Genomic DNA, 23,891 nt, shown 5'->3' on the forward strand with positions numbered 1-23,891 from the left:
CTTTTTTATGAAACTAGTTGCTCTTATATAATAAGCAATTTTCGTGCCATTCTCTAAATCTTCAGAACCCTTCAATTCAGCCTCTCTTCTTTCAAGTAAGAAAAAAGAACCCCTGCAAATTTTGCAGGCGGCAAAATTTGCAGGGGTTCTTCTCCTAAACTACTTAAAAATGCGTCAGGTAAAAAATAGCCAATTGTGTTCGATCTCGTAAAGAAAGTTTTTCCAGTAGTACTGAAATATAGTTCCGTACGGTGCCTTGGCTTAGGTAGATTTTATCTGCTATTTCTCGATTAGATAGCCCTTCCCCAACCATGGTCAGAATCGTCATTTCTCGTTCTGTCAGTTGAAACGCTTGAGGACTGGTTTTTTTCCCATGGCCAATGAGTTTCCTAAGGCTATTGGCGACGTCCGCTTGTAAAACCATATTACCTTTAGACACCGCCCGCAGGGTCTCCACAATGCTTTCTGCTGGCTGACTTTTTAAAATATACCCTGATGCCCCATGTTTAAGGGCTTCTTTTATGTATTCCTCTTCTTGAAAAGTAGTTAAGATAACAATCTTGGTGTTGGGAAATTTCTCGCGGATCCTCTGAGTTCCCAAGACGCCATCCATGACAGGCATCCGTACATCCATGAGCACCATATCTGGTTGGGACCTTCCGCAAAGTTCTAAGGCTTCCTGTCCATTGGTTGCCGTAGCCATTACTTGAAAATCCTCCTCCATTTCCAGAATCAGCGTGAGGCTATCCCGAATGAGTGCATCGTCATCGACCAAAATGATTTTAATCATAGGGATCCCCTTCCTTCTTCTCGCGGTATTGTGCAAACAATCATAAAGCCTCTCTGCGGCGTAACAGAAAAACTCCCACCAACATTTTGAATCCGCTCCCGCATCCCACTAATCCCCATGCCTTCTCGCAGCTGATGGCAACCTGATCCGTTGTCCTTCATAAAGAATCGGATCATCCGCTCCCTAATTTCGATGTCTAATTCTACGGCTGTAGCATCCGAATGCCGGGCGATATTGGTCAGGGCTTCTTTTAGGGTCGATGCTAAAATTTCCGCTTGTCTAGGTGTCAACAAACTTGCATCGCCTTGATGGCGAAATTTAACAGGACAGTACGGAAAATTCTCAATGATCTTCTCAAAATAAACCCATCCCAAGGACTGTCGAGGTCGAATATTATGGACTGTACTTCTCAGCAACTCCACAGAACCCGCAAGACCCTTAATGGTTTTTCTCATTAACTCTCGCGTTTTTTCCAAATCCTTATCCATCACTTTTTCAGCTGCCTGCAATTGCATCAACTGTCCCGCCAAGTCATGGCCAATGCTGTCGTGAATTTCTCTGGCGATGCGATTTCGTTCCCTAATTTCTGTTAAATGAACCGTTTCGTCAGCGGCTTTCAATAATTTATTTTTTGTCTCTTCTAATATATACCGATTTCTACGCTCTTGGTCATATGCATGGCGGTAAATGTGGTTAGCTCGTTCCAACTGCCGCTTTAAATAGCCTACATAGCTGCAAATCAATACAAACAATACATAACCTAACAACCATTCTCCAGATAAATAATAAACGCCTGCTGTCAGTAATAAAAGATTCACAGGCATTAGCTGACGTTCTGCTAAGTCATGGGCAGAAATGCCCAGTAAGGAAAGATAAAGTGGATTGATCTCTGCCATAAAGCTAATGAGTATTGTCTCTGCCAATAGCAATCCTATGGTATCTCGATACCGTGACCGCCCAACATAGGAGGCAATCAAAAGTAATAATCCTGCCAATTCCAACAAAGATAGGTTTTGACCAAATAGTAGGCCAACAACAAGCCAAAGCATTAGTCCCATTTTAAAGACATCTCTGCTATGATTCTTCATAAATGGTCTCCTTCAAGTTTCAGGTCAGCGTTTGTGCTTATTATCCACCATCCTAGTGTTGTTGTCAATGTGTCCAAACAGTTATGCCATCATATCTGTACGCCTCCAACTCCCCAGTAGAAAAAACACCAGTGCAAAAAGAAGAAGTATGGCCACTTCCCATGCTGCATCCAACAATGCACCGTTATCCACTACTTTGCCAACAGCCTCCATCATCCATGTAGTAGGCAAAAACCAACCAACCCGTTGGAGTATTTCAGGCATGATTTCTCTGGGCCATAGCATTCCTCCTAGCATTGCCATTGGGGTCAGTAATAGAGAAGCTGTGGTAGCTGCCTGTTTTGTTGTTTTCGTCAAGGCGACAACGGCTATACCAAAGGCCACGCAGACCATTGCAAATACAGTCATAACAGCAAAAACTGCCTTTGTATTGGCTCCTAAGTACATCTCCAACCCATAGTGAGAAATTAGAAACACCCCTGTTATTTGCACTAATAATATCAGAAAAAAACACAGAATGCTTTGCAGCATATAACTCCACTGAGGCATCGGGGATATCATGACTCGATAGAAAGTTTTGTTTTCTCGATCTTTCAAGATATGCATGGCTGTGTGGATCCCTAGAAAAAGCATATTGAGGCCTAGAATGCCCATACTTCCAACAGCAAAATTGCTTCGCATTGGATCTGCACCTGAGGCATGGATTACTTCCAACCTTAAGGGCCCTTGCCTATATTTTCCTAAACTACGGTAAAATAGTGTTTCATCTCCTTCAGATTTTTGAGCTAAATGCTCTGCAGCCCGTATAAGGTTTTCCGCCGTCATACCAAGCGGGATAGACCGATGTGAATTCTGTATGCTTATGCTATAAATAGGTAGATTCCTCCTTTTAAGAAGATCTTCTGTAAAACCGTTTTCTACCACTAACGCCACATCTATGCGATTATCGGCTAAGGCGGCTGTCATTTCTTTTTCTTCCAAATGGATTACCAAGGCCTGTCCTTTCATCACTTCTTCTAACTGATAAGTAAGCTCTGTTCGATCTTGGTCTACTAGACCCAGGGTAATTGGCTCTGCGCTTGATGAACCTAACCCAAAAAGAAAACTAATCATGAGAGGTGGAAAGCCTAAAACCAACAGTAAGGTTAATCTGCTTCGAAAAAGTCTTTTCCATCGGTTTCCAAAAATAATCATGTCCGAAACCTCCTTTCAGACCATAGAGCTATGAAAAAACTAATAGCTATGAAGAGGATCATCAACATCATCATGAAAAGACTACGATGAGAATTACCGGAATAAATTGTATTAAAAAGTGCTGTTTGTGCCAGGTAATTAGGGGACAGGTGCTGAGCATAATGTAGGAAGGAACCTACTGGAATGTCCATCCGAAAAAAACCACCGGACATAAAGGTCATGAAAGGGACTAAAATCATTACGATATTCCCAGAAATACTTTCATTCCTGGTTCCCATAAGGATAGCTGTGCCAAGGCCAACGGCCATCATTGCTGTTAAAAGAAGTATGATAAAGATCAGTGGCAGGTTATTTCCCCAATATACTCCAAAAACAAAATGTGTAAAGACAACTAAAAGAATCCCTTGAGTCAACACGGTTGCGACATTCGCCAGTCCCAACCCCAAATAGTGCTCTACTGGATGAATGGGAGTAGTTTTAATCCGCAAACCCGTGGCATTAAGATATCCATGTTTCATCCCAAAAACCGCATAAGTTGTTCCATACATCATAAACATCACCAGCATGGTGACGGCATAATAATCCATAGCACCCGGCCTAAGGCCAGCATCCTGCAGAGAACGAAATTCTATGGCATTTTCCCTACTTCTAAACAGGCTGTCTGGATGTATTTCCTCCATGGCTAAAACCGTATTAGCCCCACTGATAAAGCTTTCCATTATATTTTCCACCATGGAAACACGAAAATGATGAGAAAGACTCCCCACCAGCTGAATCCTTCCCCTTTCTTCCTTAAGTGCATCTGCCGGTAGATGCACAAAGGCATGGACCTGTTCCTCTTCCACCATTCTAAATCCTTCTTCTGAAGAAAGGACTGGCGTGAGCTGTAATAGGTTTCCTATTTCCTCATTCATGATAAAGATCTCAAAACTCTCTCCCAAGAGGCCTTTGTCTTCATTAAGATAGGCTACTTCTGTGTCGTTAATCAACGGAGGCTGAAATGCATTGCCCAGGGAGATTCCCAAAATATATATCAAGACCATGGGAAGCAGCAACATTTCCATATAAGTGGATCCTTCCCGCCAGTTTTGAATGAAGGTATAGTAAAACATAGTTCCAATACGCATTGGAACTCCCCCTTTTCGCTCTTTTTCTATCCATTGAACTATATTCCTTGAACAAAATTCACACTGTATCTCTCAGGCTTTTTCCTGTCAATGTTAGAAAAACACTCTCCAGCGTCACTTTGTCCACCTGTACAGAATGAATTTGTGATCCGGAACCTCCGATAATCAAGCTAATCTGTCCAAGAAGGCTACTGTCTTTACGAGTCAACACCGTTAGTTTTCCATCTTGGATTTGACATTCCAGTACGCCTGCTAAGTTTTTAATTTCATCCACCAAGGTATAGTTGATCTCCGAAAGGGTCATTTCAATTTTTTCCTCGGAGGAAATCATGGTTTTTAGCTCTTCTGAGGTTCCCTGTGCTATCACACGACCTTGGTCCATAATGGCAATCCGGGTGCATAGCTCCTCTACTTCCTCCATGTAATGAGATGTGTAAAGAATCGTAGAACCCTCTCTTTGAAGGGTGCGAACAGATTCTAGAATATGATTTCGAGACTGGGGATCGATACCCACCGTTGGTTCATCCATTATCATAAGCCGTGGTTTATGAACCATGGCACAGGCAATGTTTAACCGGCGTTTCATCCCTCCAGAAAACTTTTTGGGAAACTGGCTGGCCTGCGCACTAAGCCCCACAAACCCTAGGGCTTCAGATGTCCTTTCTTTCAACAAATTACCCCGTAGGCCATAAAGTTTACCGAAAAAAGTCACGTTTTCCTTTGCCGTAAGATCATCGAAAACAGCTATTTCTTGAGGCACTAGCCCTATCTCCTGCTTGATAGCGGATCCATTTTTTTGGATGTCGATTCCAAACACTTGGATAGAGCCATGATCCATGCTGGTGAGACCAGTGATCAGATTCAGCGTAGTGGTTTTGCCAGCGCCATTGGGCCCCAACAATCCCATAATTTCTCCTTCTCGAAGCTTCAGCGATAAATGATCTACCGCCAGATGATGGTCGTAACGTTTCACTACGCCTTCCAATTGCATCAACATCCGTTTCCCTCCTCTATGCTTGCTTTATATTTTGATGAGAATTTTCTAATCGAAAAGGCTGACGCTGTTTATAGGTCAGGGAACGCCACAGCCATTCTATAGGACCGAAACCATAGCGAGAAAGCCACCAGGTGCTGATAGGAATCTGCACCAAATATATCGCCAGTGTGATGCCCCATAACCCTGCTCTTCCTATCTGTTCATAAAGACCAAAACCATATCCATTAAAAAGAATGGCTCCTATGACTGAGTGCATCAAATAGTTAGTAAGGGCCATTCGCCCCACATTGGCAATAGGTGCCAATAGCGTTGCCCCTGTGTTTCCAAGACGTAGCAAGCACAACCCGCTCACATAGGCTGCTCCCAAAATCGGTGCACCGATAATCCAAAAAAAACTAGATAACCAAGGGGCTTGTGCAAAAAGAATAAATCCACCATTAAAAGAGAGTCCTAAAACCAGACCCCATACCCATATATGTTTCAAGGTTTTTCGCTTTTCTTCCATATGATAGAAAATCTGCTTTCGTCCTGCCAGTAAGCCCATTAGGAAAAGTGCCATCACGGTACCTCCCTGGGCAAGCAAACTAGTAAAAAAGGCAACTATAGAACCTACCGCCTGAAACATGATTACTTGAACAAAAGAACCTTCTAAATGAATTTCTTGTGCCATTGCAGCAAAATTCATTTCATCCGGAACATCTCCGGCACTGGCCAACGGTCCTCCTACCAAGGCTATCACAATAAAATTTAATATCAAAAAGACAGCGGCCCAAAGGATCAGCGTAGAGTTGGACCTCTTTCGAAATGCTAACAGCAATAATCCTAACACTGCATAAAGTTTTAATATATCGCCAATAAAAAATAAAACAGAATGAAGAGCCCCCATAATAAATAAAATGATCAGACGTCGAGGATAAAAGGATCGCAAGGCTTGTCCTTTTTCTTCGGCTCGTTTCATCTGAATTGAAAATCCTAAGCCGAACAAGAAGGAAAAAATTACATAGAATTTACCAGTGGCTAAGAAATCCACCATGATTTTTGCTATTTCATCATACCAAGGTTGGGTTGGTGTTACATATCCTGGTAGCCATGAGGCTCCAGCCATGCCGTCGATATTAACTACTAAAATACCAAAAATAGCAAATCCTCGTAGAATATCCAAGATATCTAAGCGTTCTTTCTGATTAATTGGACTGATTTGTTGATGTTGATGATCTTCCATATCAAAGACTCCTTTCAAATCTATCGTTTCATTCCCCATACATTTTCTTTGCTTCTCTATAGTATATCTTATCTCCCTCTTTACAACAGTGACTTTCTGTGAAACAAAGATGACAATTGTCATGACTTGTTGTTGACAAAAAATAAGTCCTGGAGCCTTCTCCTTAGAAAAGGTTCCAGGACTTATCTTCTATTGCTTACTGATTCAAATCTCCAAAAAATGGAGTTTCCATAAACTGTTTCGTATCTTTCAAATTACTGAAATTCCCAAGTGTCCACATGAGTTTTGCAACAATAGCTTCCAAATTCATATCCCCAGCATAAATCACAGGATGTTTGGCTAGTTCCTTTCCAACCTCATATATTCCTAGGTCGATTCCCTCTTCAACACATTGGGTTGTAATGACCACAGCAACCCCCTCATCCATTAACTCTTTCAGTTTCCCTAAAATATTAATGTTCTTGTTGGGTACTCCGCCAATTCCAAAGCTTTCTATAATCACGCCTCTGTAATTCTGTTTTAAAAAATCGAATATATCCGTTTTCATCCCTGTAAAGAGTTTGATCACCATTACATCCTTACACAGGGAGGTGTTAATCTGATAAGGTTTGCTGTTTTGAGACTGAAGCTTCTGACACGCATCCTGATTAAAGGTTATTTTTCCTAACTTTACCTGTGCCACAAAGGGGAAATTAAAACTCTCAAAAGCATCCATGCTTTTGGTGCGTACTTTTTTTGCTCGAGTTCCATTAATGATTTTCCCATCAAAGGCCACAAAAACTCCTGGCATTCCTTCTGTGGCAAATCTCACTGCATCCGTGATGTTTTGTTTTGCGTCGGTATACATAGCCCCAATAGACAATTGAGAACCCGTTAAGACAACCGGTTTTTTTATGTTTTGCAAACTATAGGTTAACACCGCCGATGTATATCCCATGGTATCGGTCCCATGGGTCACAACAAATCCATCAAAATCATCATAGTGTTCTTCAATGGTTTCTGCAATGGTCACCATCATGTCTGGATCCATATTGGTGCTGTCCACATTCATAATAATCTTTCCTTGTATTTCACATATTTCTTTTAGTTCTGGGATCATTCCTATCATCTGATCTGCATCAAATGCGGGTGTTAACCCACCACCACCTTCGGCAGAGGCAATGGTTCCTCCTGTTGCAATTAATAGAATTTTATTCAAAGCAACCCACTCCCTATCTCTCATATTCCTTTGATCGCTGCTCTTGAAGAGCGGTTATGATAACGACTCTTTAAGTATACAATAGTTCACAATAAGATGCGAGGGTTTTGCTCCCTAAGCCTTATGAATAGTGGAGTCATAAAGAAATTTATTGGTAAACCCGTAGATAATGCTAATAATAATACATGAAAAGGCTAGCCACATAAAAGGTAAATACTCTAAGGTTGATACACCCAATATACCCGCCATATATACACCATTATCGCTCCAGGGAACCATTCCAGAGGTTAGAGTTGAACCAAATTCAGCATTCCGAGAAAGCACGCGTCTATCCAATCCTAATTCATCTGTTTTTTCACTCATAATCTTTGGCGTCAGAATTAACGCAACATACATGCCACTCCCAAAGAAATTACCAAAAAAACCAGTAATAATAGTGGCCACCGAAGCAGTTCCTGCATTTTTTACCCATTTATCCAATAATACTCTTGTTAATTTCTTAAGTATTCCTATCTCTCCCAGTAAGCCACCAAATCCCAATCCAAATATTATAATAGCCAAAGAACCAAGCATGGAGGACATTCCACCACGACTTAAAATGTTATCAATAAATTCTAATCCTGTATCCTGTGGAATTTGTGCCCAAGCTGTTGTCAACGCGTGGGTTGCTGGTAATCCTTGGAAAATTACCCCCCACACAATTCCTAAAAACGCGCCAAATGCAATCACAGGAATGGCTGGCTTTTTCATAACCAACAAGGTAATAATCAGCATCATTGGGATCAGTGATAATAAGCTCACATTAAAAATGCTCTCGATGGATTCCATCACAACATTAACCTGTGTTAAATCTGCTGCACCATCACTATAACGAAATCCAACGATGGTAAAAGCTACGGATGTAATGAGATACGCTGGTACGGTGACAGGAATCATGGCTTTTACATGATCTATCACATCTACATCCGACATCGATGCTGTCAGTATCGTACTGTCTGACACTGGTGAAAGCTTATCTCCAAAATAGGCACCTGAAATCACAGCACCCGCCGTTAAGGCCGGTGGCATCCCAAGTCCAGCTCCAATACCCATCATTGCAATTCCAGCAGTTCCAGCTGACCCCCATGATGTTCCAGTTGTCAAAGAGGTAATGGATGTAATCAATAAAGTTGCCAACAAAAATATGGATGGATGAATGGTTTGAAGCCCATAGTAAATAAAACTCGGTACAATACCACCTGAAATCCAAGTTCCAATAAGCGCTCCCACTGTCAACAAGATCAAGATAGCATTCATTCCATTAGCAATTCCATCGATGGCGGCTTTCTCCATGTCTTCATATGCCATTCCCATGGATTTTCCAACTGCAAAGGCTAGAAACCATCCACCGAATAGAGCCAATTGCACCCCAATTCCTGATGAAATAAAAATAAAGGCCAATACTAAAAAACCACCTAACACAAATAACACTTGCCACATTTTGGGTAGTATTTCGTTTCTATTCGTCATTTTATTCCTCCTCACCTAATTCAGTAGCATAGACTAGCATCTAGTTTCTTTGTGGATCTAAGCCTCCTTTCTTGACTTTTCATCCGCCAAACGTCTTTCCCTTTTAATACGTAGCAAGTAGTGTGCCATTTCTGACTATTGGTCACTAACGGCTTTTATCAAGCTCTTTCACCGCAAAAAGGATATGCTCATTGCATATCCTTTTGAAATCGGAAACTTTTTTCCATTTCTTATGAAAAATACTTCCATCCAATGAAACTTTTTTCCAACTCTTGGCAAATTTACATTTATTTTAAGCCATATTCTGTCATTTTATTAAAAAGCTGTCTACGACTAATGTTAAGTTTTGTTGCAGCTTCAGAAGTGTTTTGCTGGCATCGGTTCAAGACTTCTTCAATATACTGGGTTTCAAATTCTTTTCTCATCTCTTTTAATGGCTTGATGACCCCATATCCCTTATGGCAACCACTACTTTTTGGTGCTTCTGGTAAATCAGACTCTTTAATAATGCCCTCCGATGACAATACCACCAATCGTTCGATGATGTTCTTTAATTCTCGAATATTGCCTGGATAATCGTAAGTAATCAAAAAATCCATTACCCCTGATTCTATATGAATAATGCTTTTTTTAAGATCTTTTTCAGATTTTTTAACAAAATAGCTAACTAAGTCAACAATATCTTCTTTTCGTTCTCTCAAAGGCGGAATATCAATGATAATGGCGCTGATCCGAAAAAATAGATCTTCACGAAAAGTTCCTTTCGATACAGCTTGACGTAAGTCTTGGTTGGTTGCACAAATCAAACGAAAATCTACGTCTATTGACTTGTTACTGCCAATTCTTTCTATTTTTTTTGTTTCGATGGCCCGCAGTAGTTTTGCTTGTGTATTTAAAGAAAGTTCTCCTATTTCATCCAAAAAAAGCGTACCGCCATGGGCTGCTTCGAATCTCCCTTTTCTTCTTTCAATAGCGCCGGTAAACGACCCTTTTTCATGGCCAAAAAGCTCTGACTCAAGCATGTTTTCTGATAAAGCGTGGCAACTCACTGCAATAATACAGCGGTTTTTTCGATCACTGGATTGATGGATGTAATCCGCCATTACTTCTTTCCCTACTCCAGATTCACCAATAATTAGCATGTTTATATTGCATTCTGAAGTCTTTTCAGCTATATCCAAGACCTTTTGAAACTTTTTATTTTTCGTATTTACCATGCACTCAATATTAGGACGCATACTCTTTAATACTTCGCATTCATTCTCCAGAAAAGTTAATTTTTCTATTCTGTGAATTTCCATTAACAAAGTCTCTGGATCATGGCTTTTTATAAAATATGTAAAGGCTCCTTTTTTCATAGCTTCCACTGCATTTTGAATAGTTCCATAACCAGTCACAATAATTACTTCTATCTCGCTAAAGTCTTTGCTAATTTGTTCTAATAATTCAATCCCATTCATGTTTTCCATTATTAGATCTGTCAATACCAAATGGTAAGATTTATTTCTCAATTTTTCCAAGGCTTCTTTTCCGCTAGCAGCCGTATCGGCTCGATACCCCTTTTTCTCTATAATGGTCTTTAAAACTTCTCTATAGTCTTTTTCATCATCTACAATCAAAATCGAAAGGCTCTTTTGATGACTCATTCTCTATTCGCCTCCTTCCAGCGGCAGATCAATAAAAAAAGTGGTTCCCTCACCCAAACGGCTATGCACCCATATACTGCCTCCCAGTTTCTTAACTTCATTGTATGCAACGTATAGCCCAAGACCAGTTCCTTTTCCTATAGCTTTTGTTGTAAAAAATGGATTGAATATTTTTTCCTGTTCTGTCGGCTTAATTCCAATCCCCGTATCTGTACAGGAGAGCCGTAAGATATCCTGCATTTTTTCACAACGGATGGTTATGTCCCCGCCTTCTGGCATGGCATCAATGGCGTTGGATATTAAATTAATAAGGATATGTTTTAATGCTTCTTGATTTACGTAGCACTCGTTATCTTCACTGCATATCACTGTCTCTTGTATGTTCTGGTTTTGCATTTCTTTATACTCCAGTTTCATAACACTCTCTATAACGTCTTTGATGTGAACATATTCCACATGATCCCCAGTAATTCTAGAAAAATTAAGTAGATTTTCAATTACATCACTGGCTTTTTTCACAGAACTCTCAATAACATGAACGGCTTTTACATTTAACCTATCTTTCATATCTATATTGTCTTTTAAGAGATAACAGTAATTTCGAATTAAACCCATGGGGTTCCTGATTTCATGAGCCACTCCTGCAGCCAATTGACCCACAGCTGCCATTTTATTTGAGTGCAGAAGCTGTTGTTCGCTGATGCGAAGATTTGTAATATCTTTGATCATAATTAACACTCGGTGAGATTTTCTTTCTTTGTCTTTTAATGGAAATGTGCTTTTTTCGTAAATCCGATTTTCATACTCAAATTCTTTTTGGTAATCTTTTTCTTTTCTTAAGGTTTTTTTTATTAGGCATTCCTCACAATTCCTATGCAACAGTCCAGGATAGTCGCTACAGTTTTTATCGATTATGATATCTGAATGCTCCTGTACTAATTTACAAAATGCTTTGTTCACGTTCAAAATCCGACAATTTTTATTCACTACAATCATCAAGTGAGTTAATCCGTTAAAGGTTGTTTCCAAGTCCTGCCTGCTCACATATAGCTCTTCTGTCCTTTTAGCAACTTCTTTTTTGAGCTGATGATTCCAAGCGTAAATCAAAACAAAAGCCATCACAGTAACCGATAGAATCCCACCAACTTGTAAAATCATTCTTTCAGAAACCCTTTCTTTAATAAATGGTGCGGATATTCCAAACCATTTTCGCTGAATATCGGTCATGGTTTCTTTTTGATTAAGATTTGTAATCCCTTTGTTTAGAATACTCAGAAGTTTCGTCTCAGATTTTGGCACTGCTAAAACACTCTCGATTTCATACAGTGGGTACTCTGCTATTTTATATTGATCACTGATGCCCATCTTATCCACCATAAAGCTTATAACGGGTTCATCTCCAACCACAGCATCCACTTTTCCTTGCTTCAGCAACTTTATTCCCTCATTATAATTGGGAACGTGATGAAACTCAATGTGATCGACCTTATCAAGCAAGAAACCGTTAACATAGTCCCCTTTTTGTGCTGCAACGGTTTTATGGGCTAGATGATGATAGTGTTTAATCTTATTATTTTCTACGGGTATAAGAATAATTCCTCTTTGGTTATAAATTGGTTTGGTGAACAAATAATGTTCCCCTCGTTCTTCTGAGGGATACATATCCGCAATATGCGTTTCTCCTTTCGCTAATTTTTCCAAGGCTTCTTCCCATACCAGGGGTTTCACCTGTATTTCTTTTCCCAACTCTATGGAAAGTGCATTAATATAATCCACCATAATGCCTTTATATTGTAAGGTTTCCTTGTCCTGATAACGTAACGGCGGTGCATATTGATCGGATCCGTAAATAATATCTCCATAGGACTGTAGCCATTGCCGTTCTTCTTCTGTGAGACGAGCCGTTGTACCCAAAAATTCAGAAATACTAGTGTTATATCCAGTTTTCAATACTGTATTCACCGATGCTATGATTAACAGGATCAGGAGGATACTCGTTAAAACATATTTTTTTCGCATACACTTATTCTACCTCCACTTAACATGATGATCTAATGCATTTTTATTCCTTCTTTACTATTATTCGACATAACATTTGAATCTCCTTTTATAAAGATAAAAGATAGCTTTAAGTCTCCATTAGAACCTTCGTCTCACCACTCTAACAGATACCTACGTGAATCTCTCGACTCTTACATCAATATTATCTGCTGATTTTTTGATAACAAAAGCGCATTTCCAATTGGCAATGCGCCTACTGTTCTTTTTAGCTTTTTATCTTCATTTCAATCACTAATAGGCGATGGCAATAAAATAATCAACAATGGTTTCAAATACTTCGCTGTAGTTTATTGTTCGTCTTCCAGCAGATAAAGGACCTTCCCTTCATCACTATAATCATAAAAAATAACTTTTTGGTCAGTATTTAGGAATATATTATGCTCAGTACATTGTTTTTCATCTTCAAAATACTTTTGTTGATCTTCCTCATAAGCTTCCATTCATATACCAAATCCTACGACTGAATTCTTCAGTGTGTTGCTACGAGCTTGAATAAAAGCATCCTTTTCAACCTTCACCAAGCCATCTAATTTTTCCTCTGCATTGTCCTCATCATGATCAGAGTTACCATCTAAAACCATATTGAAACGCTTTTATCACTCATTGAAACAGCTTCCATTTCAATTTCGCCAGGGTCTGCATCATACGTAACACAAAGTTCACCAACTTTATTTTCATTATTATCAAAGTAAATGCCTTTCAGTTCCTTAGGGTTTATTAATTTCAATGGACCTTCTTCATCCATAGTACGCCTGTACTGATCCTTTACCACAGGGCTATACTTGACTACTAAACCATCTTTTTCTTTTGAAATCACTACATAATCAGGTCCTTCTACCTGAATGGATTCTACTTCTGATCCTCATAAATCTTCCTATTTCAGTACATCTTTAAATCGCATCTGAATACCTGTTGGTAAATCATTTATTTTTTCTATTAATCCTGGTGGTAAACCGTCTTTCTTTTCCAGTCCTGGAGGTATGCCTTTACCACGAAGTCCAGGCGGCAGCTCTTTCTCTGATCCGCATCTTTCCTTTTGTTCTTCACTTTCTGTTTGCCGCAGCATTCTTGGTGATGGAACTGCCTGAACACTTGATGTCACCAATGCCAGTATTAACACGAGCATAATGCTTATCCGAAATATTCGTTTCATTTTTACTCACCCTCCCTTTCTTCCGTATAGTTTCTAATCAGAAATAGTTAGTTCTTTGATGCAAAGGTCGATGGTAATCCACAAGATCCTTTTCATAGGTTAAATCGGGCTACTATTTGTTCAAGGGATTTTGTTACATCTCCAATTTGAGCAGCAGTATGACTGGTTTCTTCTGCTTTTATTGCATTATCTTCAGAACTTTGATTCACATCCTTTACACTTGTTCCAATATTTTGGGCTCCAGAAGCTGTTTTAGTTGAAGTATCCGCTACACTTCTTATTTTTTCAGAAACTGCTTCAACATTATCTGTCACATTTTCAGTGGAATCAGAAATACTAGAAGCAGATCGTGCTAGATCATTTATCCCGTCAGCAATTTCTTTCACTCTTTGAGTCGCCATCTTCACGTCCATGGTTATCCCTACCACTTCTTGTGTAACCTTATCAACTTCTTCTGAAGCACTCACCACAGAATCTGAAATACTCCCCGCAGTTGCTGATTGTTCTGTCACTGATGTTGCAATTACTCCAGTTATTTCTCCAATGTCATCAATCACTTTTGTAATAGACCCGATGGCCTCTACAGCCACCTCAGATCTGGACTTCATCCGCTCAACCTGAGCACGAATGTCCTCCGTTGCATCCACAGTTTGCTTTGCCAGTTCTTTTACCTCATTAGCAACTACAGCAAAACCTTTACCAGCTTCTCCTGCACCTGCAGCTTCAATAGCAGCGTTTAAGGCTAGCATATTTGTCTGGTCAGAAATATCTTTAATTACTTTTAGAATTTTTCCTATTTCAGTGGATCCACGGTCCATATCCTCAATCACTTTATTTGCTTCTTTCACTTCTTTCTGTGCCTTTTCAGAGATGTGGGTAGACTTTTCACAGTTCCTACTGACTTCATTAAGAGAAGTGTCTATTTCCTTCACCGCCGTCATAACGTTGTTCATAGACTTGGCCACTTGTTCTGTGGAATGATTGCTATTTTGAAGTTTGTGGGATATGTTAGAAATCAAATCTTCAACCAATGCGGCACCTGCTGATGTTTGTTCTGTAGCCGAAACCATATTACCAACAGTTTCATTGACATTTTCAATAGCAATTACAATTTCCTGTATGCTTTTTTCTACTTCTTCTGTGTCCTTTGCTACTCCAGAAGTCCCGTCAACAATCTTTTCGATGGAACAAGTCACATTATCCATAGAAGCTTTTAACTCCTGACTTCCAGCTGCCAAAGTAGTAGCCACATCTCCTAGGTTTTGAGAAGTTTTTTTCAACGTACCAGTAGTTTCATCGATTTCATCAACACTATGGTGAATACTTTCTACAAACTGATTAATTGTGCTCGCCAAAACCCTCATTTCATCTTGGCTCTTAATTTCTATCCGTCTGTTTAGTGAAAGATTACCAGCAATATCATCCGTTACCGAAATAATCCTCTTTAATGGTTTCAAAACAATATAATCGGTTAACAACATAATCACTGTGGTGACGGTTCCAATGTTAATGACAGTTGCAATCTGAACAGCATAATTGCTTCCAGCAAAAATATCAATTCGCTGAAGTAAAGTGTTCATATAGACAGCAATGGTTGGACTAATAAGCAAGGCTACAATAGTACTTATTAGGAGTTTTGCACGAATTCCAAACCTCCCCAAGATAGGCACTTTACTCTCTTTCATATTCATCATCTCCTTTTTCAATCAACTATCTTTGTTTTTCTTTGTATTAGTGGCTTTATATCTGTTGTATACCCTCCCTTTTTGCTGACTGCACGTTATAATACTTCTCATCGCTCTTCTACTTTCATTTCACATTCCAGTATGAAGATACTCCCTTCCTCTGGAACACTTTCTGCGAATACCCTTCCACCCATGAGTTCAGCAAGTTCTTGGGCCGTCGAAAGACCAAGTCCTACGCCACCATAAGGACGAGTGTGGGAGTTGTCTCCCTGCTTAAAACCATCAAAAATAACCTCTATTCTTTCTTTCGGGATTCCAATTCCAGTGTCACTAATTCTCCATATGGTCTTTATCTGTGACTCCTGAAAAGATTCTTCTGCCAACACCGAAAGCTGTATCTTTCCTCTTTCTGTAAATTTAACAGCATTTCCCAATAAATTATTTAAGATCCTTTTTAGTTTATACCCATCTCCCTTTAACTTTTGCGGAACACTTTCGTCTATCTCCATTTCCATGAATAAACCCTTATGGTTGGCTGAAATAAGATACAATTCCATGACTTCACCAAGCACTGTCTTTGGTGAAAAAACTTCTTCAATCAAATCCTCTTTCTTTTGCTTTAGCTTGGCATAGTTGAGAATATCCTGTATCACCTTCGTCAGTGATTGGCACGCATTCATGGATAATTCTAAGTACTCCGCCTGCTCTTCAGAAATTTCAGTCATTTTTAACAACTGTAGCATCCCCATCAATCCGTTAATAGGGGTACGTAGCTCATGATTCATATTCGCTAAAAATTGAGACTTAGCTTCATTTACTGCTTCTGCCGCTTCTTTAGCTAGTTGAAGCTGTTCGTTGGTTTTTTTCAGCATTGCTTCCGATTCTTTTTGTCTAGTAATATCCCTTATATATTGAACCACTGCAATGACCTGGCCTTTGTCATCTATCATTGGGTATGCATATTGTTCCATGACTTTTATTTCTCCGGTACGAAGAGTCCGACTAACTTCCGTCATTTCTAACTTCCTTGATTTCATGGCTTGCTTCACCGAACAACCATCGCATATGTCATTGCTCCCTCGATACACGTCATGACATCGTTTGCCTTCTAGGGGCAAATCGTCTTTATACCAACGCTTTATCGTTTCATTTACCCGAATCAATTTTTGATCCGAATCCATTACGCAAATGCCATCCTGAATGGTATCTAGGATAGATTGTAAAAACAATTCTCTTTCCCGTATTTTTTCTCGTGCTACCACCCACTCTGTTACTACCTCTGTATACAGGACAATACCACCAATTTCACCGTCTATTCGGTGCCAAGGTCTGCATTCCCAACTTGTATACTGTACCGATCCATTTTCTCGTATGTACTTATTTTCTTTGCTTTGAACGACCTCACCTTTTAGGGCTTTCTGATGTGCTTTTTTCCATTTTTCCGGAATATCTGGAAACACTTCATAATGATGACGATGAATAATATCCTGACTTTCCATTTGGTAATCTTTTAAAAACCGATCACTCACAAAGAGATGATAAAGATTTTTATCAAGCACTGTTATGGCATTGGGATCATGCTTTATAATTTCTTGCATCATATGATTCCATTCCAAATCTTTTCTCTCTGCACGTTCTAGTCCTTTAGTCTTTTTCACAACAGAGCCCTCCTTGCCAAAATCGTCTCAGAAGTACCACCCGTTTGCAATTCTTTTATTAGTATCTTCCTTACCCTATTATGACTTTTAAGCATCAAATTTAAAAGCGTTGCAGACATTTTTCTGCAACGCTTTGCTCAAATTTTTTAGCTCCCAACAGACATGGGTACCTTTCTATCATATCTTTTCAACAAGGTCCCAAGTTTTTCTATTCCTAGCTGAATTTTTTTCGGGGGTACTGCTCCAAAACTGAGCCGCATACAATTGTTTCCTTTTCCATTTCCTTCTGTAAAAAACCCTTCTCCCGCTACATAGGCTACCTTTACCCCTGGGTTTTGTGTAGATTCAATCAGAAGTTCTGTTGTGTTTAGGCCTGCAGGTAACTCTGCCCAAGTAAAGAGTCCTCCATCTGGATTTATTCGTTTTGTTCCTTCTGGAAAAAATTCATCAATGGATTGTAGCATACAGTCACGGCGTTCTTTATGAACTTCACAAAGTTTCTGATGATGAGCAGGATAATGGCCCCGACGAAAAAATTCAGAACATATGATCTGCGGTAGAATCGCAGTATGAGAATTGGTAGCGCTTTTGGCATCTGCTAGTTTACAGATGATTTCTTCATCTGCTACCAGGTATCCTAACCGACTCCCTGGGGAAAATATTTTTGAAAAGCTATTGGCCATCACCACATTCCCTGTCGTATCAAAAGCTTTCACTGGCGGCAATTCAACACCACTGTAGCGAATATCTCGATATGGATCATCTTCCAGCATCACCACCTCATACTGACTGGCCAAAAGAGCTGCTTTTTTCCTTCGTTCCAAAGATAAGGTTCTTCCTGTTGGATTTTGAAAAGTAGGAATCAAGTAAATCATTTTGGGATGATATTTCTTTATTTTTTCTTCCAAATCTTCCATATTCATTCCATTTTCATCGGTTTCAACAGCTATACAACGTGCCTGAAACATATCAAAAATCTCAACAGAATGAACAAACGTAGGAGATTCTACTAAAATAACATCTCCTGGATCAATAAATACCTGACACATGAGGTTTATGGCTTCAAGTCCTCCTGCCACTATCATGGTATTGTCCACTTTTGCTGGAAGCCCTTTGGGTTCGATTAAATCACTAATGGCCACTTCTCTTAAATCTTGGATTCCCATCACAGGTCCATAAGATAGGGCTTCGATTCCTCGTGTCTCTCTTTGTAATACATCCTGGGTTATTTCCCTAATCCTTTCAACAGGCAAGCACTCTTGTGCTATTGCTCCACCGCCAAAAGAAATAACGTCTGGATCGTTCATGGCACCAAACAGATTCCGAATCACAGCAGCAGATTTCTCCATTGATTTCATGCGACTTGCAAATTTAGGCATATGACAAACTCCTTTTCCTTGCAAAGCACGTTATTTTTCAGCATGACATGTACTTTGCTGGATTTTTATAATCTCTGATTCTACATGATACAAGGAGAATTGTCAACGCTGAAAAAACATTTGTCTTCCCCAGATGTATTAGAACTCTGGATATTCCACCAATGGATCTTTGAAATTTCTGATACCGCCTCTTGGTTTAACCACATCATCTTTATACCTAGGAATCATATGAAAATGCAGGTGAAAAACCGACTGTCCTGCCACCTTTCCTACGTTAGCACCTATATTATAACCTTCTGGCTGAAATTCCTTATCTAAAACTGTTTTACATTCCTTCATCAGTTGGTAAATGGCAAGAATTTCTTCTGAATCCAGATCGAAAGGGCCTTCTGTGTGCCTCTTGGGAATAATGAGGGTATGTCCATGATTTACCGGAAAAAGATCGTACACTGCATAGGCATATTCATTTTCTAAGTACTTGGTTTTTTCAACCTCTTCACAGAATGTGCAGTATTTCATTCTCCTTACCTCCTATCCTTATGTTCTTTTGTGATACCCTTAATTTTCACTTCTTACCAAACAGTTCGATAAAATTCTGAATTCTCATGCTTCCACTTTCTTTTCTACAATTTTACGAAGGGTTTCAGCAAAAGCTTCTGGCTTTTCCATCATTGTAAAATGACCGGCCTTAATACTTCGATGGATGTTTTCTTTAGGCAAATGTTCATATCCATATTTTTGAATCACTTTGTCTTTCAATGCTTCTGTTGGAGCCAAACTTCGACTCAAAATCAAATGGATAGGCACGCTTATTTTTTTTACCTTTTCATGCAGTTCTGTATATAGAAGACTCTTCATAAAACGAAGATAGGCCTCTCTATTTGTTTCTTTACACGTTTCCACCAGTTGATGATATAAGTCCATATCTCCAGTCATATGTGCATATTGTTTGGCGATTGCTTTATCAAAGTTTTTATCAAGGGTATTCATTACCATACGCTTAAGAATCCAAAAACGAATTTGTCGGGTAGGGGTATCTAAGACAATCAGTTTATTGGTGAGCTGTGGGTTTTTTAGCTCTAGCATCAGACCAATCATGCCACCTAAACTGTGTCCTATCACCGCACTTGGCATCCATTTTTCTTTTTTTATCATCTGGGCTATTTCATCTGCAGCGCTTTCTACTGTTAACAGATCTGGTACCTTTTGGTTGTCTCCATGTCCATGAAGATCCAAGGTCACGCAATGATAGTCTGACTTTAGCTTTTCCACTGTATCCACCCAACAATGTCTATTAGAGCCGAGTCCGTGAAGAAAGAGTAGTGTGGGGCCTTCTCCATTTCGATGGAATTCAAGATTTTCGCTCATAATTGTCACTCCATTTCTGAACTGCTGCTTTTTTTGGAATTCACTGACTTTTATTTTATCATAGATTCGTCTTTCTCAACATGGCATCTTCTCTATTTTTTAGCCAAAGAAAAACCCTCTGCCTATGCTACATGACAGAGAGCTGATTCATACCATTTCTATGAAATTGGACTTCATTCAGGAAATAAGTGTATCGGAAACCCCAAGGCTGCCATTGCAGCTTCTCCCATCCCTTCATTAAAAGTAGGATGCCCATGTACTTGATGAGCCACTTCTTCCAAACACGCCTCCATCCCTATGGCTAAGGCGCCTTCTGCGATCAAATCCGTTGCTCTATCCCCTAGAATGTGAACCCCAAGTATTTCGTTTGTATGAGCTGTAGCAATAATCTTAATGAATCCTTCCATTTCGTAATCCGCAAGGGCTTTTCCTAGGGCTTCATATGGGAATAATCCTACTTTCACATCGCCTCTACTGTCTTGAGCTTCTTGTTCTGTCATGCCTACACTGGCGGCTTCAGGAAAGGTATATAAACCACCAGGAATACATCGATAATCCATTTTTTTGCCATGTCCCATGGCATTTTCTGCAGCTAACAATCCTTGATGCGCCGCCGCATGTGCTAACATTATTTTAGCCGTACAGTCTCCAATGGCATAAACTCCTTGAATATTTGTTTCTAAATATTCATTGATGTCCACTGCATTTTTTTTCAAGGCTACTCCTAATGCTTCCAATCCAATATTTTCTACATTGGGTTGACGCCCCGTCGCTACCAGCAATTTTTGAGTTTTCTTTGTTTCTGGAACTCCTTCGCCTCTAACTGTCAGTTTCAGACCATCTTCATCTTTTTCTACTTTACTCAAGGTAGCACCCGTAAATACGTTAATTCCACGTTGTTTTAGGATTTCTGTCATGGCTTGCTGCACCAGCTCATCTTCTCTTGGTAGGATGGTAGGAAGCATTTCCAATATGGTCACCTTACTACCCAAGGCTTGAAATAGGATGGCAAACTCAATGGCAATTACGCCGCCACCTAAAATCGTTATCTCTTCTGGAGTTTCTTGAAAAGAAAGAGCTCCAGTACTATCCACTACTTGTGGCAAATCCAGCCCCAAAATTGGTGGCATAATAGGACGAGAACCGGTAGCCAAAATCAACTTTTCGTAAGGAATTTCTTGTTGACCTGTTTCCGTGGTGACGATCACTGCTTTTTCTTTCTGAACAAAGGCTCTTCCATGCACTATGTTGATTTTATGTGCTGCCAGCAATCTTTCTATGTTGGTAGTAAGTTGTTTCACCACTTCCTCTTTTCGTTGCATCAATGCTTTAAAATCCAAAGACATCTGGACCGAAAGCCCATAGGCTTCCATTTTCTCCTGCTCATGAATCCAACGAGCTGCTCTCAGCAATGTTTTTGTAGGGATGCAGCCAGTGTTCAGGCAAACACCTCCTACTTTATGTTCTTCGATAAGGGTGACCTCGGCCCCCAATTGTGCTCCTCGGATGGCGGCTGCATACCCGCCAGGACCACCACCTACAATAACTAGTTTCATGATTTGCCTCCTTTGCTAAACCAAGGTCATTCCTGGTTCTTCGATGGACTGATTCAGCGTGTTAATAAACCGAGCGGCTACCTGTCCATCTACGATACGATGATCAAAGGAGAGGGATAGCCACATCATAGGCCTCCGCAGCAACTCATCTTCAACAAATACAGGTTTATCTACAATGCGTCCTATGCCAAGAATGGCACATTCTGGAGGATTAATAATGGGGGTAAATGCGTCCACCCCTTCCATTCCTAGATTGGTAATGGTAAAGGTAGCTCCAGACAATGCTTCTGCTTCTAAGCGGTTGAATTTTGCTTGTTGTACTAAAGTTCCTATTTCTTCGTGGATTTCTATCATACTTTTTTGATGTGCATTTTTCACGACCGGTACCATGAGCCCATCTTCCAGTGCAACTGCTATTCCAAGATGTACCCCTTGATGCCGATACAATAATCCATCGGCAAACTGAGCGTTCAAATCCGGATGTTTTTGTAATGCTTTGGCCGTTAGGATCGCTATTATATCTGTGAAAGATACTTTTTGATTTCTTTCTGATTTAATTCGATCTTTCAGTAGCTTTAATGCGCTAACATCTACTTCACGGGTGATGGTAACATGAGGGGCCTGCTGCCAGCTTGTCTGCAAACGTTCGGCAATAATTTCTCGGAGCCCCTCCATTGGAATTCCTTTCACTTCTTGCTCTGCTGGCTGTGCTCCTGTAGCAGAAATCATTACTGGTTGATAATTTTCAACATCTTCTTTGGTAATTCTGGCTTTAGGCCCTGATCCTTTAATGTTTTCTAATGGAATCCCTTTCTCTTCCGCCAGCTTTTTAGCTACTGGTGACACGCGAATTTTTTCATCTGAACTGGGAGAGACTGCTTTGGGTACTGCTGTTTTAAGGGCTGCTGCAGATTGTTTTTCTGGTTTTTGCGATGCTTCAGGTGCTTCTGATTCAAAGCCAGAAATATCTTCATTCGCCTCTCCAATGATCCCTAACAATGTGGATACGCCTACTTTTGTCTCAGCGGGTACGATGATTTTTCGTAAAATGCCGTCTCCAGGAGATTCGATTTCATTATTTATTTTATCCGTAGAGACTTCAAATAAGGCTTCGCCTTTTTTTACGGATTCACCTTCTTTTTTCAACCATTTGTTTACGGTTCCTTCTTTCATGGTTAACCCTAGTTTTGGCATGACTATTTTTACAGCCATTGAATCATCTCCTTATCATAGATCATCAAATTGTTTTTCGTTGCCAATTTCATTACTTTTTTCAAATTGACTACTTTAGGCCCTTCTAAGTTCAGCATGATGGAAGCCGTATCCTTTTTATGGATTTCGACTTCCCTCTCTCCATCTAAGGCAATAATGCCAGGTGTTTTGCAAATAGTTATCCTGACATTTGGCTCTATTCGACTGCTTTGTGCAATGGGTACTTCTCGTATCAATCCAGGTGCAATGGGAGCTAATACCACCCCTCCACCTTTGCCAATAATTAACCTGAGGCCTTTGGGTTCCATAGAGTCCAAGGGATCCAAGTAACCCCCCAAAGCTGATAACCCAATATTATGGGGTTGGGCACGGGTTAAAAAAACTTCTGATACATTTTCCATCTCCCAAATCGCCCGACTGCCAATAAACATTTCCTTTGAGGTTACTGCATCTACTAATGCATGTTCCACGATTTCATCGTTTTTCACTATATCTAGCTTTTTATGCTGTTCCACACCTTGATGTAATGCTGGATGCTTCGCCATTAACCCAGCCATTAGACCAGCTACCGTACCTTCGATAAACTGCGGAAACACGTTATTGGTTCCTGTTGAGATGGGAATCAGCGGAATCTTCATGCTCCCCTTGGTGACGGCTCGATTGGTGCCGTCTCCACCCATGGTGATAAGTACCTTTATGCCTATGGATTCCATAATGGCGGCGGCTCTACTAGAGTCATTTTGTGTTCCTTCCATAGGCATATCCAAGATGGACACTCGCTGGGTATCAATTTTGTGACGAAGTTTGCAAATTGCTTGTTCCCCAAGTCCGTAACTATCTGGCATTATATAAATTTGGTCAACCTTCACTGCTAAGGCTCCCAAAATCAAACGTTCGACCATATTGATTTTTTCTTGATTATCAATTACAGTTCCATAGGCCACCAGTCGTCGTATATCCCTTCCAGAAGCTGGGTTCGCAATAATGCCTATGCTTGCCATGGGTTCATCTCCTTTGATGAAGAATGACAAAGCCGCCGTCGGCGGCT

General features: G+C 40.0%; 21 protein-coding genes. All 21 read right to left on the reverse strand.

From position 1 onward, the window contains the following. Positions 1 to 163: 163 nt before the first annotated feature. On the reverse strand, positions 164 to 790 hold the full coding sequence (locus ACZ47N_RS03005) for a response regulator transcription factor (protein ID WP_464887664.1): 627 nt from the start codon (positions 788 to 790) through the stop codon (positions 164 to 166). Further along, positions 787 to 1,878: a sensor histidine kinase gene (locus ACZ47N_RS03010; RefSeq protein WP_464887665.1), complete on the reverse strand. Its 1,092-nt coding sequence runs from the start codon at positions 1,876 to 1,878 to the stop codon at positions 787 to 789. Before ACZ47N_RS03010 ends, ACZ47N_RS03005 begins: the two co-directional genes overlap by 4 nt. A gap of 81 nt (positions 1,879 to 1,959) precedes the next feature. Continuing rightward, entirely contained in the window at positions 1,960 to 3,072 is a 1,113-nt protein-coding gene (locus ACZ47N_RS03015; protein WP_464887666.1) for an ABC transporter permease, read from the reverse strand. Beyond that, a complete protein-coding gene (locus ACZ47N_RS03020) occupies positions 3,069 to 4,199 on the reverse strand; it encodes an ABC transporter permease (protein WP_464887667.1) in 1,131 nt (376 codons plus the stop codon). Before ACZ47N_RS03020 ends, ACZ47N_RS03015 begins: the two co-directional genes overlap by 4 nt. Positions 4,200 to 4,257: 58 nt before the next feature. Beyond that, positions 4,258 to 5,196 carry an ABC transporter ATP-binding protein gene (locus ACZ47N_RS03025; protein WP_464887668.1) on the reverse strand — a complete coding sequence of 313 codons (939 nt, stop codon included), beginning with the start codon at positions 5,194 to 5,196 and terminating at the stop codon, positions 4,258 to 4,260. Positions 5,197 to 5,209: 13 nt separating this feature from the next. Continuing rightward, positions 5,210 to 6,418: a DUF418 domain-containing protein gene (locus ACZ47N_RS03030; protein WP_464887669.1), complete on the reverse strand. Its 1,209-nt coding sequence runs from the start codon at positions 6,416 to 6,418 to the stop codon at positions 5,210 to 5,212. A 196-nt stretch (positions 6,419 to 6,614) separates the two neighbouring features. After that, positions 6,615 to 7,616: an asparaginase gene (locus ACZ47N_RS03035; protein WP_464887670.1), complete on the reverse strand. Its 1,002-nt coding sequence runs from the start codon at positions 7,614 to 7,616 to the stop codon at positions 6,615 to 6,617. A 114-nt stretch (positions 7,617 to 7,730) separates the two neighbouring features. Further along, the gene (nhaC, locus tag ACZ47N_RS03040; RefSeq protein ID WP_464887671.1) at positions 7,731 to 9,125 is read right to left on the reverse strand and encodes a Na+/H+ antiporter NhaC; all 1,395 of its coding nucleotides are present in this window, start codon (positions 9,123 to 9,125) and stop codon (positions 7,731 to 7,733) included. A gap of 287 nt (positions 9,126 to 9,412) precedes the next feature. Continuing rightward, the gene (locus tag ACZ47N_RS03045; protein WP_464887672.1) at positions 9,413 to 10,771 is read right to left on the reverse strand and encodes a sigma-54-dependent transcriptional regulator; all 1,359 of its coding nucleotides are present in this window, start codon (positions 10,769 to 10,771) and stop codon (positions 9,413 to 9,415) included. Between the two features lie 3 nt (positions 10,772 to 10,774). Further along, entirely contained in the window at positions 10,775 to 12,790 is a 2,016-nt protein-coding gene (locus ACZ47N_RS03050; protein ID WP_464887673.1) for an ATP-binding protein, read from the reverse strand. 329 nt (positions 12,791 to 13,119) lie between these two features. After that, complete coding sequence (locus tag ACZ47N_RS03055; protein WP_464887674.1) at positions 13,120 to 13,272, reverse strand: hypothetical protein; 153 nt, start codon at positions 13,270 to 13,272, stop codon at positions 13,120 to 13,122. A gap of 131 nt (positions 13,273 to 13,403) precedes the next feature. Next, the gene (locus tag ACZ47N_RS03060) at positions 13,404 to 13,649 is read right to left on the reverse strand and encodes a hypothetical protein (RefSeq protein ID WP_464887675.1); all 246 of its coding nucleotides are present in this window, start codon (positions 13,647 to 13,649) and stop codon (positions 13,404 to 13,406) included. 57 nt (positions 13,650 to 13,706) lie between these two features. After that, the gene (locus tag ACZ47N_RS03065; protein ID WP_464887676.1) at positions 13,707 to 13,985 is read right to left on the reverse strand and encodes a hypothetical protein; all 279 of its coding nucleotides are present in this window, start codon (positions 13,983 to 13,985) and stop codon (positions 13,707 to 13,709) included. 92 nt (positions 13,986 to 14,077) lie between these two features. Then, positions 14,078 to 15,670 carry a methyl-accepting chemotaxis protein gene (locus ACZ47N_RS03070; RefSeq protein WP_464887677.1) on the reverse strand — a complete coding sequence of 531 codons (1,593 nt, stop codon included), beginning with the start codon at positions 15,668 to 15,670 and terminating at the stop codon, positions 14,078 to 14,080. Positions 15,671 to 15,777: 107 nt separating this feature from the next. Beyond that, positions 15,778 to 17,328, reverse strand: a complete 1,551-nt coding sequence (locus ACZ47N_RS03075; RefSeq protein WP_464887678.1) for a PAS domain-containing sensor histidine kinase — start codon at positions 17,326 to 17,328, stop codon at positions 15,778 to 15,780. 146 nt (positions 17,329 to 17,474) lie between these two features. Beyond that, on the reverse strand, positions 17,475 to 18,707 hold the full coding sequence (locus ACZ47N_RS03080; RefSeq protein ID WP_464887679.1) for an aminotransferase-like domain-containing protein: 1,233 nt from the start codon (positions 18,705 to 18,707) through the stop codon (positions 17,475 to 17,477). Positions 18,708 to 18,845: 138 nt separating this feature from the next. Then, a complete protein-coding gene (locus ACZ47N_RS03085) occupies positions 18,846 to 19,226 on the reverse strand; it encodes an HIT family protein (protein WP_464887680.1) in 381 nt (126 codons plus the stop codon). An 84-nt stretch (positions 19,227 to 19,310) separates the two neighbouring features. After that, positions 19,311 to 20,075, reverse strand: coding sequence for an alpha/beta fold hydrolase (locus ACZ47N_RS03090; protein WP_464887681.1), 765 nt, complete (start codon positions 20,073 to 20,075; stop codon positions 19,311 to 19,313). A gap of 173 nt (positions 20,076 to 20,248) precedes the next feature. After that, entirely contained in the window at positions 20,249 to 21,631 is a 1,383-nt protein-coding gene (lpdA, locus tag ACZ47N_RS03095; RefSeq protein WP_464887682.1) for a dihydrolipoyl dehydrogenase, read from the reverse strand. Between the two features lie 15 nt (positions 21,632 to 21,646). Next, a complete protein-coding gene (locus tag ACZ47N_RS03100; protein WP_464887683.1) occupies positions 21,647 to 22,843 on the reverse strand; it encodes a dihydrolipoamide acetyltransferase family protein in 1,197 nt (398 codons plus the stop codon). Beyond that, positions 22,834 to 23,844 carry an ATP-NAD kinase family protein gene (locus ACZ47N_RS03105; RefSeq protein ID WP_464887684.1) on the reverse strand — a complete coding sequence of 337 codons (1,011 nt, stop codon included), beginning with the start codon at positions 23,842 to 23,844 and terminating at the stop codon, positions 22,834 to 22,836. The genes ACZ47N_RS03100 and ACZ47N_RS03105 overlap by 10 nt, the downstream gene beginning before the upstream one ends. Positions 23,845 to 23,891 lie beyond the last annotated feature (47 nt).

Source organism: Tindallia texcoconensis (genome assembly GCF_055383815.1).

Bases quoted from the DNA above. Each gene is read 5' to 3' on its own strand.
- ACZ47N_RS03005 (WP_464887664.1), bottom strand. From the start codon at position 790: ATGATTAAAATCATTTTGGTCGATGACGATGCACTCATTCGGGATAGC.
- ACZ47N_RS03010 (WP_464887665.1), bottom strand. From the start codon at position 1,878: ATGAAGAATCATAGCAGAGATGTCTTTAAAATGGGACTAATGCTTTGG.
- ACZ47N_RS03015 (WP_464887666.1), bottom strand. From the start codon at position 3,072: ATGATTATTTTTGGAAACCGATGGAAAAGACTTTTTCGAAGCAGATTA.
- ACZ47N_RS03020 (WP_464887667.1), bottom strand. From the start codon at position 4,199: ATGCGTATTGGAACTATGTTTTACTATACCTTCATTCAAAACTGGCGG.
- ACZ47N_RS03025 (WP_464887668.1), bottom strand. From the start codon at position 5,196: ATGTTGATGCAATTGGAAGGCGTAGTGAAACGTTACGACCATCATCTG.
- ACZ47N_RS03030 (WP_464887669.1), bottom strand. From the start codon at position 6,418: ATGGAAGATCATCAACATCAACAAATCAGTCCAATTAATCAGAAAGAA.
- nhaC (WP_464887671.1), bottom strand. From the start codon at position 9,125: ATGACGAATAGAAACGAAATACTACCCAAAATGTGGCAAGTGTTATTT.
- ACZ47N_RS03045 (WP_464887672.1), bottom strand. From the start codon at position 10,771: ATGAGTCATCAAAAGAGCCTTTCGATTTTGATTGTAGATGATGAAAAA.
- ACZ47N_RS03050 (WP_464887673.1), bottom strand. From the start codon at position 12,790: ATGCGAAAAAAATATGTTTTAACGAGTATCCTCCTGATCCTGTTAATC.
- ACZ47N_RS03055 (WP_464887674.1), bottom strand. From the start codon at position 13,272: ATGGAAGCTTATGAGGAAGATCAACAAAAGTATTTTGAAGATGAAAAA.
- ACZ47N_RS03065 (WP_464887676.1), bottom strand. From the start codon at position 13,985: ATGAAACGAATATTTCGGATAAGCATTATGCTCGTGTTAATACTGGCA.
- ACZ47N_RS03070 (WP_464887677.1), bottom strand. From the start codon at position 15,670: ATGAAAGAGAGTAAAGTGCCTATCTTGGGGAGGTTTGGAATTCGTGCA.
- ACZ47N_RS03080 (WP_464887679.1), bottom strand. From the start codon at position 18,707: ATGCCTAAATTTGCAAGTCGCATGAAATCAATGGAGAAATCTGCTGCT.
- ACZ47N_RS03085 (WP_464887680.1), bottom strand. From the start codon at position 19,226: ATGAAATACTGCACATTCTGTGAAGAGGTTGAAAAAACCAAGTACTTA.
- ACZ47N_RS03090 (WP_464887681.1), bottom strand. From the start codon at position 20,075: ATGAGCGAAAATCTTGAATTCCATCGAAATGGAGAAGGCCCCACACTA.
- lpdA (WP_464887682.1), bottom strand. From the start codon at position 21,631: ATGAAACTAGTTATTGTAGGTGGTGGTCCTGGCGGGTATGCAGCCGCC.
- ACZ47N_RS03100 (WP_464887683.1), bottom strand. From the start codon at position 22,843: ATGGCTGTAAAAATAGTCATGCCAAAACTAGGGTTAACCATGAAAGAA.
- ACZ47N_RS03105 (WP_464887684.1), bottom strand. From the start codon at position 23,844: ATGGCAAGCATAGGCATTATTGCGAACCCAGCTTCTGGAAGGGATATA.